16 protein-coding genes and 1 tRNA gene are annotated in these 15267 nt (G+C 66.1%); 5 read left to right on the top strand and 12 right to left on the bottom strand.

Features of this window, described 5'->3' with window-relative positions:
- The first annotated feature begins 49 nt into the window (after nucleotides 1-49).
- From ACR4XW_RS14895 to ACR4XW_RS14885, 3 genes are read left to right on the top strand one after another with little or no spacing between them, the layout of a single operon-like run.
- Nucleotides 50-1408: a B12-binding domain-containing radical SAM protein gene (locus tag ACR4XW_RS14895; RefSeq protein ID WP_434761354.1), complete on the top strand. Its 1359-nt coding sequence runs from the start codon at nucleotides 50-52 to the stop codon at nucleotides 1406-1408.
- Entirely contained in the window at nucleotides 1405-2736 is a 1332-nt protein-coding gene (locus ACR4XW_RS14890) for a B12-binding domain-containing radical SAM protein (RefSeq protein ID WP_434761353.1), read from the top strand. The genes ACR4XW_RS14895 and ACR4XW_RS14890 overlap by 4 nt, the downstream gene beginning before the upstream one ends.
- Nucleotides 2720-3844: a hypothetical protein gene (locus tag ACR4XW_RS14885; RefSeq protein ID WP_434761352.1), complete on the top strand. Its 1125-nt coding sequence runs from the start codon at nucleotides 2720-2722 to the stop codon at nucleotides 3842-3844. Before ACR4XW_RS14890 ends, ACR4XW_RS14885 begins: the two co-directional genes overlap by 17 nt.
- A gap of 20 nt (nucleotides 3845-3864) precedes the next feature.
- Here the strand turns inward: ACR4XW_RS14885 and ACR4XW_RS14880 are convergent, their stop codons facing one another.
- Genes ACR4XW_RS14880 through ACR4XW_RS14870 form a run of 3 tightly spaced genes read right to left on the bottom strand, consistent with a single transcriptional unit; the run spans nucleotide 3865 to nucleotide 6296 of the window.
- Complete coding sequence (locus tag ACR4XW_RS14880) at nucleotides 3865-4941, bottom strand: hypothetical protein (RefSeq protein WP_434761351.1); 1077 nt, start codon at nucleotides 4939-4941, stop codon at nucleotides 3865-3867.
- A gap of 57 nt (nucleotides 4942-4998) precedes the next feature.
- A complete protein-coding gene (locus ACR4XW_RS14875; protein WP_434761350.1) occupies nucleotides 4999-5715 on the bottom strand; it encodes a TVP38/TMEM64 family protein in 717 nt (238 codons plus the stop codon).
- Nucleotides 5715-6296: a class I SAM-dependent methyltransferase gene (locus tag ACR4XW_RS14870; RefSeq protein WP_434761349.1), complete on the bottom strand. Its 582-nt coding sequence runs from the start codon at nucleotides 6294-6296 to the stop codon at nucleotides 5715-5717. The genes ACR4XW_RS14875 and ACR4XW_RS14870 overlap by 1 nt, the downstream gene beginning before the upstream one ends.
- A 494-nt stretch (nucleotides 6297-6790) precedes the next feature.
- On the opposite strand from ACR4XW_RS14870, the gene ACR4XW_RS14865 reads away from it, so the two are divergent.
- On the top strand, nucleotides 6791-8137 hold the full coding sequence (locus tag ACR4XW_RS14865; RefSeq protein ID WP_434761348.1) for a malonyl-CoA decarboxylase: 1347 nt from the start codon (nucleotides 6791-6793) through the stop codon (nucleotides 8135-8137).
- A 272-nt stretch (nucleotides 8138-8409) separates the two neighbouring features.
- Nucleotides 8410-9972: an ABC transporter substrate-binding protein gene (locus tag ACR4XW_RS14860; RefSeq protein WP_434761347.1), complete on the top strand. Its 1563-nt coding sequence runs from the start codon at nucleotides 8410-8412 to the stop codon at nucleotides 9970-9972.
- Nucleotides 9973-10041: 69 nt separating this feature from the next.
- Here the strand turns inward: ACR4XW_RS14860 and ACR4XW_RS14855 are convergent, their stop codons facing one another.
- The 9 genes from ACR4XW_RS14855 to ACR4XW_RS14815 form a co-directional block, all read right to left on the bottom strand.
- Nucleotides 10042-10527, bottom strand: coding sequence for a VOC family protein (locus ACR4XW_RS14855; RefSeq protein ID WP_434761346.1), 486 nt, complete (start codon nucleotides 10525-10527; stop codon nucleotides 10042-10044).
- Between the two features lie 152 nt (nucleotides 10528-10679).
- Nucleotides 10680-10754: transfer RNA gene (locus tag ACR4XW_RS14850), tRNA-His, on the bottom strand.
- 102 nt (nucleotides 10755-10856) lie between these two features.
- On the bottom strand, nucleotides 10857-11399 hold the full coding sequence (locus ACR4XW_RS14845; protein WP_434761345.1) for a hypothetical protein: 543 nt from the start codon (nucleotides 11397-11399) through the stop codon (nucleotides 10857-10859).
- Nucleotides 11396-12277 carry a hypothetical protein gene (locus ACR4XW_RS14840; protein ID WP_434761344.1) on the bottom strand — a complete coding sequence of 294 codons (882 nt, stop codon included), beginning with the start codon at nucleotides 12275-12277 and terminating at the stop codon, nucleotides 11396-11398. Before ACR4XW_RS14840 ends, ACR4XW_RS14845 begins: the two co-directional genes overlap by 4 nt.
- Nucleotides 12277-12612 carry a hypothetical protein gene (locus tag ACR4XW_RS14835; RefSeq protein ID WP_434761343.1) on the bottom strand — a complete coding sequence of 112 codons (336 nt, stop codon included), beginning with the start codon at nucleotides 12610-12612 and terminating at the stop codon, nucleotides 12277-12279. Before ACR4XW_RS14835 ends, ACR4XW_RS14840 begins: the two co-directional genes overlap by 1 nt.
- A complete protein-coding gene (locus ACR4XW_RS14830; protein ID WP_434761342.1) occupies nucleotides 12609-13025 on the bottom strand; it encodes a YbaB/EbfC family nucleoid-associated protein in 417 nt (138 codons plus the stop codon). The genes ACR4XW_RS14835 and ACR4XW_RS14830 overlap by 4 nt, the downstream gene beginning before the upstream one ends.
- Nucleotides 13022-13393, bottom strand: coding sequence for a hypothetical protein (locus tag ACR4XW_RS14825; protein ID WP_434761341.1), 372 nt, complete (start codon nucleotides 13391-13393; stop codon nucleotides 13022-13024). The genes ACR4XW_RS14830 and ACR4XW_RS14825 overlap by 4 nt, the downstream gene beginning before the upstream one ends.
- A gap of 10 nt (nucleotides 13394-13403) precedes the next feature.
- Nucleotides 13404-14024, bottom strand: coding sequence for an oligoribonuclease (orn, locus tag ACR4XW_RS14820; RefSeq protein WP_434761415.1), 621 nt, complete (start codon nucleotides 14022-14024; stop codon nucleotides 13404-13406).
- Nucleotides 14025-14078: 54 nt separating this feature from the next.
- Nucleotides 14079-15257 carry an MFS transporter gene (locus ACR4XW_RS14815; RefSeq protein WP_434761340.1) on the bottom strand — a complete coding sequence of 393 codons (1179 nt, stop codon included), beginning with the start codon at nucleotides 15255-15257 and terminating at the stop codon, nucleotides 14079-14081.
- Between the last annotated feature and the right edge of the window lie 10 nt (nucleotides 15258-15267).

Genomic DNA, 15267 nt, shown 5'->3' with positions numbered 1-15267 from the left:
ATATCGCTACGGAAGGTCGCATCGTCGACCGGAAACGGGAGGTCGGCCAATGAAGATCGCGCTCCTCGCCCCGGCCGGGGCCATGCACCGGTACGGGGGTAGCTTCGGGCTGAGCCTGCACTACGCCCCGCTCACCCTGACCACCCTCGCCGCGCTCGTCCCCGACGACGTCAACGCCGAGGTCGAGATCCACGACGAAACCGCCGGCAAGATCCCGCTCGATCTGGACGCCGACCTGGTGTGCATGACCGCGATCACCGGCACCTCGTCGCGCACCTACGCCTACGCCGACTACTTCCGGGCCCTGGGCAAAACCGTGATCCTCGGCGGGGTGCACCCCACGATGCTGCCCGACGAGGCCGCCCAACATGCCGACTCGGTGATCACCGGCTTCGCCGAACAGACCTTCCCCGAAGCGATCCGCGACTATGCCCGTGGCCAACTGCAACCCCGCTACAACCAGGCGGCCGACTACACCATCGCCGGACGTCCCACCCCGATGCGCGGCCTGCTGCGCAAGCACCGCTACATCACCACCAACTCGGTCGAGGTCGTCCGCGGCTGTGCCCTGGGCTGCACCTTCTGCGCCTACCCGACCGCCTTCGGATCCAAGGTGCACAAGCGACCGATCCCCGAGGTGATCGCCGAGATCGAGGCCCTGCCGGGCAAACACGTGCTGTTTCCCGACGTGAACCTGCTCACCGGACGCGCCTACACCGAAGCCTTCTTCACCGCGATGATCCCGCTGAAGAAGAAGTGGTTCGGGCTGGTCACCTCTGCGATCGGCGCCGATGACGGGCTGATCGACCTGTTCCGTCGCAGCGGCTGCGTCGGCCTGTTGATCGGCTTCGAATCGGTCAACGCCGAGAGTCAGAAGTTCTTCAAGAAGCGCGTCAACAAGGTCGGCGGCTACCCCGAGCTGATGAAGAAACTGCACGATGCCGGCATCGTCGTCCAGGGCTGTTTCGCCTTCGGCGGCGACGACGAGGACACCAGTGTCTTCGAGCGCACCGTCGAGATGGTGCAGGAATGCCAGATCGACCTGCCCCGCTACTCGATCCTCACCCCCTTCCCGAACACCCCGTTCTTCGCCCAACTCGAGGAACAGGGCCGCATCATCGAACGCGACTGGGCGATGTACGACGTCGAGCACTGCGTATTCACCCCGGCCAAGATGACCAAGGAACAGTTGGAGGAGGGCAACGAGTGGGCCTGGCGCGAGACCTACAAGATGAGCTCGATCGTCGACCGGCTCAAACCCTTCAACCGCAACCCGATCGTCAGCCTGCTCACCAACTTCGGGTACCGGGGTTATGCCGAGAAGTTCCACAAGTTCACCCGTGAGGTGATGTGCGACAACTCCGACATCCCCACCCCCGACCGGGTCGCGGTCACGACGCGTCCATGAAGGTCACCTTCATCGTCCCGGCGATCGGCAAGAAGCCCGGGCAACGCTATATCGCCACCTGGAAGATGGAGCCGCTGATGGTGGCCGCGCTGGCCGCGCTGACCCCGCCCCATGTCGAGACCGAACTGTTCGACGACCGTGTCGAGTTGATCGACTACGACACCGACACCGACCTGGTCGCGATCAGCGTCGAGACCTACACCGCCGCCCGGGCCTATGCGATCGCGGAGCGGTTCCGCGCCCGTGGGGTGCCGGTGGTGCTCGGCGGCTATCACGCCACCTTGTTGCCCGAGGAGGTCGCCCAGCATGCCGATGCGGTGGTGCTGCGCAATGCCGAGACCGTCTGGGCGCAGGTGATCGCCGACGCCGAAGCGGGACGGCTGCAACCCAGCTATGCCGGCGACACCGGGTTCGCGCCGGTCGCCCCCGACAAGACCATCTTCGCCGGCAAGAAGTACCTGCCGGTGGGCCTGGTCGAGACCGGACGCGGTTGCGGGCATTTCTGCGAGTTCTGCGCGATCGCCGGGTACTACGGGGCGCATTACCACCCCCGCGATGTCGATGCGATCGTCGCCGATGTGGTCGCTTCGGGGCGCAAACTGTTCTTCTTCGTCGACGACAACCTGGTGGCCGACCCGGAGAACCTGATGGCGCTGTGCGACCGGCTGCGTCCGTTGAAGGTGATGTGGGCCGCCCAGGGCACGCTGGAGTTGGCCCGGCAACCCGAGCTGATGGCGGCGATGAAATCGGCCGGCTGCGAGATGATCCTGATCGGTTTCGAATCGGTCGAACCCGAAAGCCTGGCGAAGATGGGCAAACGTTGGTCGACCAAACTCGGCGATCGCCAAGAACTCGTCGACCGGATCCACCGGGCCGGTATCGGGATCTACGCCACCTTCGTGCTCGGCTACGACGGCGACACCGAGCAGACCTTCGGCGCGACCTTGGATTTTGCGAAACGTGCCGGGTTCTTCACCGCCGCGTTCAACCATCTGCTGCCGTTTCCCGGCACCCGGCTCTATCGCCGATTGGAGTCGGAGGGCCGGTTGCTGACCCCGGCCTGGTGGCTGGACGAGGACTACCACTACGGGCAGGTGGCCTTTCAACCGAAGCACCTGAGCCCCGAACAGGTCAGCGCCATGTGTCGGCGGGCCCGCAAGGAGTTCGCCTCGCTGCCGGTGTTGGCCGATCGGGGATTCAAGGCGCTGCGTCGCGGCCGACTGCGGATGTGGCCGGTCTACTGGGCGATGAACGCCCGCCTGGGCAGGGAAGTGGACGAGAAGTTCAACGTCCCGATCGGACACAACCTCGATGAGCTCCCCAAGTAGCGACGGGCCGTCCGGAACGGAACTGAGTGGGCCGTCCGACCACGTGGGGAACTCCGGGAGAACCGACCGCAGCAGTCGGCGCTCACAAGGGTTCGAGATCGAACTCGCCACCGGGGCCGATGCGCGCGAACTGGCGGCGATCTACGGCTCCGATGACGGTTTCGCCGGTTCGATCGCGGTCAAGTTCACCCGCGATCCCGACCCCTACGCTTCCCTGTTGGCGGAGGGGGATGAGGTGGTGGTGCCGGTCGCCCGGGAGCGCGAGAGCGGCCGGCTGGTCGGGATGGGGGCCTGCGTGATCCGGACCGCTTGGGTCAACGGGGAACCCGTCCGGATCGGTTATCTGACCGGGTTGAAGGCGCTGCCGCAGTTTCGCGGGTGGCTACGGCTGATTCCGCAGATGTATGCCTTCCTGCGTGAGCACAGTCGCTCGGTGGAGTGTTATGTGACCACGATTCTGTCGGCCAACACGACTGCCCGCCGACTGCTGGAACGCAACCGCACCGGGATGCCGAACTACCGGTTCGTCACCGACTACACCACCCACTGTTTCCGGGTTGCCCGTGCCCGGGGCCGCGACCGGATGGATGCGGGCACGGTCGCCGAGATGACCGCTGCCGATGGACGGTTCAACCTGGCCGCGGTCGGCGCGCCCCCGGGGGTGAGTGATGCCGATGTGCGGGTGCTGCGTGATCGGGACGGCGCCGCGCTGGCCTGGTGTGCGGTGCTGGATCAACGCGCCACCAAGCAATACCGGATCACCGGCTACGGCGGGGTCTACGCGGGGTTGGCGAAGCTTCCGGTGCACCGGTTCGGGTACCCGCGGTTGCCGCGGGCCGGCGCGGTCGCCAACCACGTCAGTGTGATCGGGGCCGGGGCGGAGCAGGACGACCCCCGGCTGATCAAGGAACTGCTCGGCCGGGTCGGGGCGGAGTTCGCCGACCGTGACTTCGTGATGGTGGGCGCCACGCCCGGTCATCCGGTGGCTGGGGCACTGGAATCGATGCGCACCATCACCTACGACAGCAGGCTCTACGACGTCGGCTTCGACCCGGCCTGCCGACGGTTGGATCGACGTCCGGTCGGGCTCGACGTCGCCTATCTCTGAGTTGGGAACGTATCTCCGAGTCAGAACAACAGGCTGTTGAACACGAACCACAGCAGGATCATGCCGCCGGCTGCCACCATCGCGATCACCGGCTTCGAGGTCTGCAGCCGCTGACCACCGGAGGCGATCGCGCGCGCCGGTTGACCCGGAGTGGCGGCCATCGGGTTCTGGGCGCGGTAGTCGGTGTAGCGCTGGGATACCTGCGACAGCCCGGCCACCACCGACTCGGCGATGGTCTCGAACAGCCGCCAGGTTTCGGGGTCGGTGAGGTCCTGGCCCGAGCGGGTGTAGAGGAACATCCAGTCGTCGATGATCTCGATGTCGTAATCGACGGTGGCGTCCAGCAGTGCCTGCATCACGTTGGGTGGGAAGAGGAAGAATGCGTCGGTGCCGTAGTCCTCGGGGGCGTAGAGAACATAGTGGTCATCGAAGGGCGCGCCGAGGCTGACCCGCTGGTCCTTGTGGAAGCTGACCGGCAGGTTGCTGAGGTTGCTTCGGCCCAGGTTGTTGCTCTTCGCGTCCAGCAACAGGTGCGGCATCGGGCGGGGCAGCCGGAAGGCGGCGAAGTTCCAGTAATGGCGCGTTCGATCGTCACCGGAACCGGTGACGTACACGTACTGTCCGGCATCGGCGAACGCACCGGTGTGGCTGAACACGTGGTCGAGCGAGTAGCGGGTATGGCCCCGATTGAAGATCAGGCCCGGGTAGGCGGGATTGTCCGAGCGATTGCGGAAGGCCAACCCGTTCTCCTCGGCGAAGCGGGCCGTCTTCGCCCAGGCCTTGGGTGTATTCCGGGAAACCAGGCGGTGAATGAGCCGTGCCACGATGAATGCGAAGACGGCCAGCCAGAGGATCATGAAGGGAGAGATCCGGCTGATCATCGCCCCGCCGCCCGGGCTGGAGGCGATGCCGCCCCACACCTTCACGAACGTGAAACTGATGAAACCGATAACCGCCGCGCCCAGAATGATGACGACCACGCCGCAGGAGTTGGATCTCCGAGGCCCGAACTTTCCCTCTTTGCGTTGGCGCTCGATCGTCGCCAACTCCTCGCGGCTCATCGGCCGGGTGAGTGGGTCGGTGTTGAACAGAGCCATCAATTCACTATAACGAGCGCCCGGTCACCTGCCTCCGGACGCGAGGGGCGGCCCCGGTCAGTGGCCCTTGGGTGCGCCCGGCAGGGAGCGGTGGGACGAGCCCTTCAACACCCGCCACGACCAGATGGTCAATACCAGCACCACGGCCCAGGAGATCACCACCACCAAGCCGCTCCACAGGTTGGGTTGGGCCGCGAAGGAACCGATCGAGACCAGGGAGGCCTGGCCGGGCAGCGAGGCGATGCCCGAGGCGGTCGCGAACTCACCGAACGGCACCCCGAGTGCTCCGGCCCCGTAGTTGATCGGCCAGTACGGCATTCCGGGCATCACCCGCAGGGTGAACACCGCCTCGAAACCGGCCGAGTCGAGACGTTTCTCCAGGGTTGCGGCCCGCGATCCCAGTAACCGCAGGACAGTCTGTTTGCCCAGGGCGCGGGCGATCCAATACGCCCCGATGCCACCGAGCATCGACCCGATCAGCGACAGCACGGTGCCGCCGATGGTGCCGAACAACACCCCGGCGGCCAGCGCCATCAGGGTGACCGGAATCGGGGTCAGGGCCACCAGGGCGTAGCTGCCGATGAACACCAGCCAGCCCCACCAGCCGAAGTACTCGATGTCGGCGCGCAGTTCCTTCAACGGGGGCAGCCGGACGTTGAAGGCCAGCCACACCATCACCACGATCACCGCAACCAGGCCCAGGGTGCGCAGCAGCGACGACCAGGAGATGCCCGAGTCGTCCTGTTCGGGGGTGTCGGAGTCGTGCGCGGACATCAGTGGCCGTTCGTCAACCGGGCGCTGAAGGCGCAGAACAGCCCGGCGTCGGTGCCGGGACGCACCTCGGGGCGGCCGTCGTCGGACAGGGTGACCTGGCGCGCGTCGTGCACCCGATAGCCGGCCTGCTGCAGCAGGGCTTCGATCTCGTCGGCGGTGCGCAGGGTGGCGTGCTCGTAGAAGGGGTCGCTGTGCTGGGTGGCGGCGAGTTGCTCACCGAGGGCGCTGGCCCGGTTCAGGAAGGCCACCAGGATCCAGCCGCCTTCGCGGGTGACCCGGCGGGCCTCGTGCAGTGACCGGGCGGCGTCGGTGACGAAACACAGCGAGGTGATGAAGGCGGTGTGGTCGAAGGTGGCGTCGTCGAAGGGCAGGGCTTCGGCGGGAGCTTCGGTGACGTCGATGCCGCTGTGACGTGCCAGCTCGGCCATCTTGGGGGCGGGTTCGACGCCGTGGCCGATCTTCAGCGGGGCTGCGAAGCGTCCGGTACCGACACCCACCTCCAGGCCGCGGGCGTCCGTCCCGAGGTCGGCTCGGATCGGGGCCAGCAGTTCCTCCAACGCGGCGATCTCGGCCTCGTACAACTCGCGATTCTCGTCGAACCAGCGGTCGTACTCGTCGGCGCGCGCGTCGTAAGTAGCTGCGGCGGGGAGTTCGGATGAAGCGATGATGACCTCCGGACGGTTGAGGCGTCGATGCTATCAAGCGGTGTTGTGGCCCCGCCCGATGTGACGGTGCTGCCCGGCCCCGCCCCGCATGGCCGCCTGCCCGAGCCTGTGGAGCGCCGCCCGGTGGGTCCGTGTTCGGGCTGCTGGGCACCCGCTTCCACGCCTGCCCGCCTTCCCCTGCTGCAACGTGCCTGATTTCGGCTACCAAAACCCACATATGGCTTTGCTCCTCGAGATCGGGCAGGTTGCAGCAGCGGGCGAGTGTGCAGATGGGGCGCTCGGTGCTGATCGGGGGTCACCGCGTCCCGGTTGTCGGGCGGTCGTCGGTGGTGGGGCCGGCCCTGATTGGATGAGAGCGACCGCACGTCCAGCGTTTGTGCCGGTCGTGCCGGTCGAGTGGAGGAGGATCCATGGCCAGGCGCAGCCGCCCGTTTCTCACGGACCTGATTCGGGCGTTGACCGGGGAGCGACGCTCCCGCGAGCGTGACCCCGACAGCCCCGAGGCGCTGGAACATGCGCTGGCACGTCCGCCCTTGGAGCGGTTGTTGGCCGCCTGCGATGTGTTGATGGGGCAGTTGGGTGAGGCCTCGTTGGTGGCGGTTGCCGCCGAAGCCGTGGATGCCTACGCCGAACTCGACGAGGAGGGCAAGGCCGCGTTCTTCCGGCATCTGCGCGACCACTTCGGTGCCGAGGCCACACCGATCCGGGCGGCCTATGCGGACTGGTCGGAGAATCCCGATGCGGCGAACCTGGCGGTGCTGTTTCGCAGTGCCGAACCGCGCCGGCAACAGCTTCTGCGGCGACTCAATATGACCTCGGGGGCGACCCTGGATCTGGTGCACATGCGCGCCGACCTGTTGCGGGCGGCGAAACGGGACCCGGAGTTGGTGCCGCTGGATGCCGACTTCGTGCACCTGCTGACCGCCTGGTTCAACCGCGGCTTTCTGGAGATGCGCCGGATCGACTGGGAGACCTCGGCATCGATTCTGGAGAAGATTCTCGAATACGAATCGGTGCACCCGATGGACGGCTGGGACGAACTGCGCCGCCGCCTCGACCCGGTCGATCGGCGCTGCTACGCCTTCTTCCACCCGACCACCGGCAACGAACCACTGATCTTCGTCGAGGTGGCGCTCACCCGAGAGATCCCCGGTGCGATCGCGCCGCTATTGGAGCCCGGTGAAGCGATCGACCCCGAGGACGCCGACACCGCAGTGTTCTACTCGATCAACAACTCTCTCACCGGGCTGCGCGGGATCTCCTTCGGCAGCTTCCTGCTCAAACAGGTCGTTGCGGCACTTGGTCAGGACCTGCCCGGTCTGCAGCGCTTCGTGACCCTATCGCCGGCACCCGGTTTCGCTCGGTGGTTGGCATCCGAAGCCGAACACGATGCTGCGGTCGCCGAGTTGGTGGATCGGTTGGATGAGCGGACGTGGTTGCAGGACCAGAACCTGCAGGAGTCGCTGCGTCCGGCGGTGCTGGGGGCAGCAGCGCGGTATTTCCTGCGGGCGAAGAACCCGAAGGGGGCACCGCTCGACCCGGTCGCGCGGTTCCACCTCGGCAACGGCGCCTCGGCCGACCGGATCACCTGGCCGGCCGACCTGTCCGAAAGCGCGCTGTCCCGCGGCTACGGCGTGATGATCAACTACCGCTACGAGCTCGGCCTGATCGAGGCCCGCCACGAGGCCTTCGTCCGCGACAACACGGTCACCCACAGCGACGCTCTGGAAGAACTGCTGGACGCCGAGCAGGAGTAGCTCGAGAGTCGTCGGGTTCGGGGGAGGCGCAGTGTTTCCGCTGACCAAAAAGTCGGCGGAGAGTTGCGGCACCTCTATTAGCTTCCGTCCACATCGTTGAAGGACGGCTTGGCACCACCCACCCCCCGGTTGGTGCTCCGGCAGCAGGGATCAGAAGGCATTCGGCATGCGAGTTGCCCGGGCGGTTCGGCTCAAGCCCACACGAAAGGACGTCTGGCATGTTGAATGGTCGTTCCCGTTTGCGATCGGTTGCTGCGTTGGCTGCGATCAGCATGCTTTTGGTGGCGTGTGGCGCCCGGGAGCAAGACGCACCCGGCGACCGGCCGGACGATCAGTCGGGATCTTCGGATGTCTTCAAACCGGCGATCATCGAGAAGCCGGTGCCGGGGGAGCCACAGTCGGGTGGCACGCTGACGGTCGCCGAGGTCGCCCAACCCCGGAGTCTGGACCCGGCCAAGACACTGTCCTCAGGTACGACCGGTGGGACGGTGATGGCGGCGATCTACGACCCGCTCATGCGGTTCGACATGGAGCAGAAGAAGTTCGTCCCGCAACTGGCCGAGAGCGTCGAGCCCAACGACGACTACACACAGTGGACCATCACGATGCGCGACGGGGTGAAGTTCTCCGACGGTACGCCCGTCGATGCCGACGCGGTGATCGGTTCGATGAAGTACTACCTCGACAACAAGGGGTACGACGCGGGGGTCATCGGCCCGCTGTGGAAGGGCGCCCACAAGGTCGACGACCGCACAGTACGAGTGGACCTCGCCGAGCCTTGGGGAACGTTTGACGCCACCCTGGCTCTGGGCTTCGGCCACATCGTGGCGCCGGCAGCCATCGAGGGCGGCCAGGACCACTTCAAGCCGATCGGGGCCGGACCATTCATCTTTGCCTCACATTCCCAGAACGAAGAACTGGTGCTACAGGCCAACCCGGACTACTGGGACGGCAAGCCCTACTTGGACAAGCTCCGCTTCGTCTGGCTCGGCCCCGACCAGACTAAGACCGAAACCTTCGATGGCGAGCAAGTGCAAGGAGCACTGATCCAAGACCCACAACTGGTCAAGAAATACCGAGAAGCGGAAACTGCCGGTTTCACCTGGGCGTACAGCCGCTCCGATCTGCTCTTGGTGAATCATCGTGAGGGTCGTCCCGGTCACGACCCGAAGGTACGTGCTGCGATCACGCACGCGATCGAACCGGAGACGCTGTACGACCGCATCTTCGACGGTATCGGCCAGCCGGGCAAGGAACTGTGGATCGAAAACTCCGCCTGGGCCAACGACGCCGAAGTACCGCCCTACGACACGGAACTCGCCAAGCAGGAGCTGGCCGAAGCCAAGACGGACGGCTACGACGGCGAGCTGACCTTCGTTGCGCTCAGCAGCGCCACAGAACGCGATGCCGCGCTGACACTGACCGCCCAGTTGGAGGCGGCCGGCTTCACGGTGAAGGTCGATACGCTCCGCAATCCCGCGGAGATGGTGCAGCGGGTCATGTTCGACACCGACTACGACATCTCCCGCACATCACTGATGATGTCGGACGAACACGTGGCCTCCCGACTGTATGCCCAGATGCACTCGAAGTCGTTCAAGAATCAGATGGGCTATGCGAGCCCGGAGATGGACCGCTTGATCGAGGAACTGCGCGCCCTTCCGGCCGACCAGCAGGCCGACACGATGCGCAAGATCGAGGAGCAGTACCACCGGGACTTCGCTTCGGTGAACCTCGGCGGTTCGACCTGGTACTACATGTTCGGTGACAACGTGCATGGGCTCGTCCCCAACACCGAAATGATGCCCCTGTTCGCCAAGGCATGGGTCAGCTAACACCTCTGGTCGGGAGAATCTGCCGAACGTCAGCGCCCTCGTAGGACCATGTCTCCGCAGCCTCGTGGGCTACCCGCCGGCGGCGGCCTTCTCGATCGTTGCGACGTCGATCTTCTGCATGGTCATCATGGCGGTGAACACGCGCTGCGCCACGTCCGGGTCACTCGAATTGGCACCCTCGGCGAGTACGCGCGGGGTGATCTGCCACGACAGGCCCCATTTGTCCTTGCACCAGCCGCAGTCGCTCGGTTGTCCACCGTTGTCGACGATCGCGTTCCAGTAGCGGTCGGTCTCGGCCTGGTCCTCGGTGATGATCTGGAACGAGAATGCCTCCGACTGAGGGAAGTCGGGCCCGCCGTTGAGGCCCATGCAGGGGATGCCACAGACCGTGAAATCGACGGTCAGCACGTCGCCGGCGCTGCCACCGGGGAAGTCGGTCGGAGCCCGGTGGACCGCGTCCACACTGGTGTCGGGAAAGACCGACGCGTAGAAGGTTGCTGCTTCCTCGGCGTCACCGTTGAACCACAGGCAGATCGTGTTTTTCGGGATGGACATGGCGCACTCCTGAAGACCTCCCGACGGCCGTTTGCCGCTGGGAGGAACCACGCTACGTCCGCTCGCAGGCAGCGAGTTGTCCTGAGTTGCGCGCTTCGCCAGGGAGAAATGATGTGGCCCCCGGATCAACCGATGCCGGGGGCCACATCACATGGGGTGAGTAACGGGATTTGAACCCGCGACCCCCTGGACCACAACCAGGTGCTCTACCGCTGAGCTATACCCACCATGTCGCACGGCCGAGGCCGTATGAACCACAGAAGAGTACCCGGAATCATGCGGCTTCGCCAATCGCAGCCACTACCCGAAACCGGTCCCGCACGAACCGTCTACTCCGCCACCGCTCGCCGATTCGAGCGCCGCTTCCCGACCTGCGGGCCGACCCCGAGCACCGACCCGAGCTTCATCACCGCACCCGCCGCCAGGAAGGGCAGCACGATCGCCAGCACGTAGCCGACGCCCAGCCACATCCGGCTCGTCCCGGCCGGGTGATCCAGCGTGGCGACCACCTCGGTGGGCTGGGTTCGTCGGGTCACCGCCGGTCTGCGGTACGAGGCGACGGCATGTTCGCCCTCGACCGAAGTCGGCGACCAGACCAAGTACGGCGACTGCGCCGCCAGGACGTTCTCAGGTTCGGTGGTTCCGGCGTCCCACCTGATGTCGGCGGTGCACACGTGGTCGAGGAACAGCCCGGTGAAGGCGCGGCGGCACTCAACGATCGTGGCGGTTCCGGTGCGCAGTTGCTCGCCCTCCCAGCCGGAACCGATTCGGTTCGCGATCGAGGGCACCAGCCACAGGCAGATGCCCATCGTCGCGACCAGGGTCAGTGCGACCAGCCCCATCCATCGCGATGGCTTGGGGTTCGGGGTCATTCCCGATCCGTCTGAGTGGCGCCGCCTGCTGCACTGGTTCCTGCACCGACAGATTCGGGCAACCCCGGAATGTGGCTCCGGGCCTGGGAAACCTGGTTGAAGGTGGTGCGGAAGTTCTGCGAGGTGGCAGCGCCGGCCCGGAACTTTCCGCTCAACTGGCCCATCGCCTTCGCGGCCTTGCCGAACTCGTCGCCCATCTTCACCATGACGTCACCGATCTTGCCGAGCACACCCCCGCAGTGGCGCAGCTTGCTGCCCATCCACATGAACATGCTCGACATCCGCGCCGCGCACCAGCCGGTGAAGGTGGCGATACTGCCGCCCAGGCTCGGCACCGACGCGGCTAGGGCGATCAGCGCGGACGCGATCACCTCGGCCAGCAGGTCGACGATGGCCCCCCAGATGATCTCGCGCAGGGCCCCGATGATCCCACCGACCATGATCGACGTGTCGCCGAACGACTTCGCGGTCCCCGCAGCGCTGCTGAAGACCTGGCTGATGTAGGGGTGGACGTCGTTGCGGTAGGCGTCCGCGCCGTCACCGGTCCAGCCCGGGAAGTCACCGATGGTGCCTTGGTGTTCCAGGCCGACCTGTTCGAGCATCTCGCCCACCGCGATCCAGTCATCGCCGTTGGTGCGGATCGCGGCGGGGTCGCCGAGCAGGGCGTCGACCACCTCGCGCAAGGGGGTGCACCAGCTCAGGATCCAGTCCAACAGGAACTCGAGCGGAGCCTTGACGACCGCGGCAACCGGGTTCATCACCGCGCCGATCACTTCCAGCCCGGCCGACCCGACCGATGCGGCGGCGTTGATGCCACCGCCGAGCCCTTCGGCCTGCTGACAGGCCTCGACGGCCTGGACGATCTCGTAAACCGGCATCAGCGCACCTTCCCGTCCAGTTCGCCCACCTCGTCCTCGATCTCCTTGGCCTTCTGGGCGTGGGTGAGTTCGGCATCGGCGTAGGTCTGCAGAATGTCGCCGATCGTGGCGGCGGTGTACTCCAAAGCGGTGCCGGTTTCCTTCACCACGTGACGGGTTTCGGCATTGGCCACCATCATCCAGAAGCCGATGATTCCGTAGTACATCAGCCCGTAGGCCAACAGCACCTTCGGGTTGGACGCCTTGGCGACGATGTCCCCTTCGGCCGTCTCCTGCATGCTGACGAGATGGGACCGGTGGCGGTCGAGTTCGTCCGGATCAACGGTGAAACTCATGTCGTCTCCTCATCCTGATCGGGTTCGCCGAAGGGGTTGAAGTCGCTCACGGGCAGGTCGCTGTCGGCGAGGATCTGCTGAATCTGCTCGTCGGCCTCGGCACACGCCGCCTGATACTGCTCGGCGAAGGCGGCGGTCAACTGTTCCCGGGTGGCCTTGCCGGCGTCGGGACGAAAGCGCAGCCCGAGCAGTTGCCCACCGGCACCGACCCGGACGCCGATCACGCGGTCGCCGGCCTCGGCCTCCACCTGCTGGATGCGCTCGTTGAGGGCCGCGCCCTGGCGTCCGATGTTCTCGATCCGGTCCTCGAACCGGCGCTGCCAATCGTGCGGGTCACCGCTTTGGTGGTACTTCAACCGGTCCGGGTCGTTGAGAAAGGCCCGCAGCATCTCGGAGATCTCCGATGAACTCACTCCAGTTCCTCCGCTCGTTCGCGGACATTGCCCGGCATTCCCGACATCAGGTCGATCCCCAGCCCCGACAGGGCATTGGCGTTCTGCGTTGCCAACCGGGCCTGGGCCTCCTCGTACAGACTCATCACGTGCTGCGGCAGGCTGCTCTTGGCCACCGAAACCGCCGCATCGGTGAACTCGAAAGCCACGATCCGAGCCCCTTGAACGCGCATCCGGGCGTAGTTGTTCATCACCTCGACCTCGGTGGCCGCCTGAACGCTCTCGGCCAGCTTGGCCAGTTCTGCAGCCTTGGCCTCGAGTTTCTCGGCGAACGCCACATGGAAGTCGGGCGAGTCCGGGGGCGTGCCGCCGATCGAGTCAGAAGACATGCGCGGGACGTTAGCGACCGACGGGGTCACTGTCGACCGTGGGCGCCAAGCTCCCGGCGTACTTCTCGGACAGGTGCTTCAACGCTTCGGTGCTCAAACCGGGCGGGGCGATGAACACGGCCTCGCGGTAGTACCGCAGCTCTTCGATCGACTCCTGAATGTCGGCCAGGGCACGGTGGTTGCCCGCCTTGGCCGGAGCGTGGAAGTAGGCGCGCGGGAACCAGCGGCGGGCCAATTCCTTGATCGAGGACACGTCCACATTGCGGTAGTGCACGTGGCCTTCCAGGGTGGGCATGTCGCGGGCCAGGAAGGCCCGGTCGGTGCCGATGGTGTTGCCGGCCAGCGGCGCCTTGCGCTCCTCGGGAACCCACTCACGGATGTAGTCCAGGACGAGTTTTTCGGCCTCGGCCATCTCCAGTCCGTCGGCCAGCTGCTCCAGCAGCCCGGAGCTGGTGTGCATCTCGCGGACGAAATCGCCCATGCATTCCAGCGCCTCGGCGGGTGGTTTGATCAGCACGTCGATGCCGTCACCGAGCACGTTCAGGTCACCGTCGGTGACCAGTGCGGCCACCTCGATCAGGGCGTCGGTGTTCAGATCGAGGCCGGTCATCTCGCAGTCGATCCACACCATGCGGTCATTACTCACAGCCAGCACCTTAGACCCGAGTCGGCCTCGGGCGCGCGGTCACTCGGGGTTGCGGCGCGGCAGGAAGTGCCGCAACCAGCCCCCACCGAGGAAGCTCAGTACCCCCACCACCAGGCTGGCGACGAAGAGCGGGAAGGCCACCGTGACCGCACTGATCACCAACGGGCCACCGGCGTTTCCGGCGTCGGCCATCAACCGCCACCCGGCCAGGAATTGGGTGCGACCGACCGCCGGGGAGGCGTCCGAACCCATGGTCATCACCACTCCGGACGAGATGCCGTTGCCCAGGCCCAGCAGCGCACCGACCAGGCCGATGGTGAACGCGGTGGTCGCCAGCGGCAGCACCAACAATCCGACGCCCATGATCACCATCGACGGCAGCACCACGTACCGCCTGCCGAACCGGTCCATGATCGCGCCGCCGAAGTAGAACAGCGTCATGTCGACGCCCATCGAAATGCCGAACAGCAAGGTGCTGACCGCGGGGTCCAATCCGACGTGGTCGGACCACAACGGCAGGATCGCCTGCCGGGCCGAGCGCACCAACATCAGGCTCAACGCACCGACACCCAGGGTGGCGAGCACCCGGCGGTGTTCGTGCAGCACCGACCACAGGCCGACCTTCGGTGGGGTGGTGCCGGCCGGGGTCGGGTCGGCGGGCAGGTCGGGTAGGGCCAGGGTGACCAGGCCGGCGGTGATGCTCATCACCGCTGCCAACAGGTAGGCCGGGGTCATACCCCAGACCGCGACGATGCCGGCGGCGATCAGCGGTCCGACGAAGAACCCGATTCGGAACACCCCGCCGAGGGTCGACAGGGCCCGGGCCCGCCAGTTCGGTGGCACCGCCACGGTCAGGTACGACAATCTGGCCAACCCGACCACTGCGGTCGCGAGGCCGACGACGAACACCGCCGCGCCCAGCATGAACAGGTTCTTGGCCTGCCAGGCGGTCAGCAGGGCGGCGGCGTCCAGCACCGCGGCTGCGAGCAGGGCCCGCTTCTCGCCGATCTTGGCCGCGATCACCCCGGCGGGTAGGTCACCGACGAGTTGGCCGATGCCCATCAGGGCGGTGATGAAGGCCGCCATTTCGAGTGAGCCGCCGAGTTGGCGGGCGGTGAGCGGAATCAGCGGGAGGATTCCGCCGACCCCGATGGTGGCCAGGGTGGTCGGCAAGTACGTCGCGATCAGAAATCGCAGATTGTTCTTCGGTCCGGCCACGAGGCCGATC

Source organism: Pseudenemella bisphenolivorans, assembly GCF_051133435.1.
Lineage (GTDB): Bacteria > Actinomycetota > Actinomycetes > Propionibacteriales > Propionibacteriaceae > JAAYAO01.
This window is presented reverse-complemented; position numbering and strand designations above follow the sequence as displayed.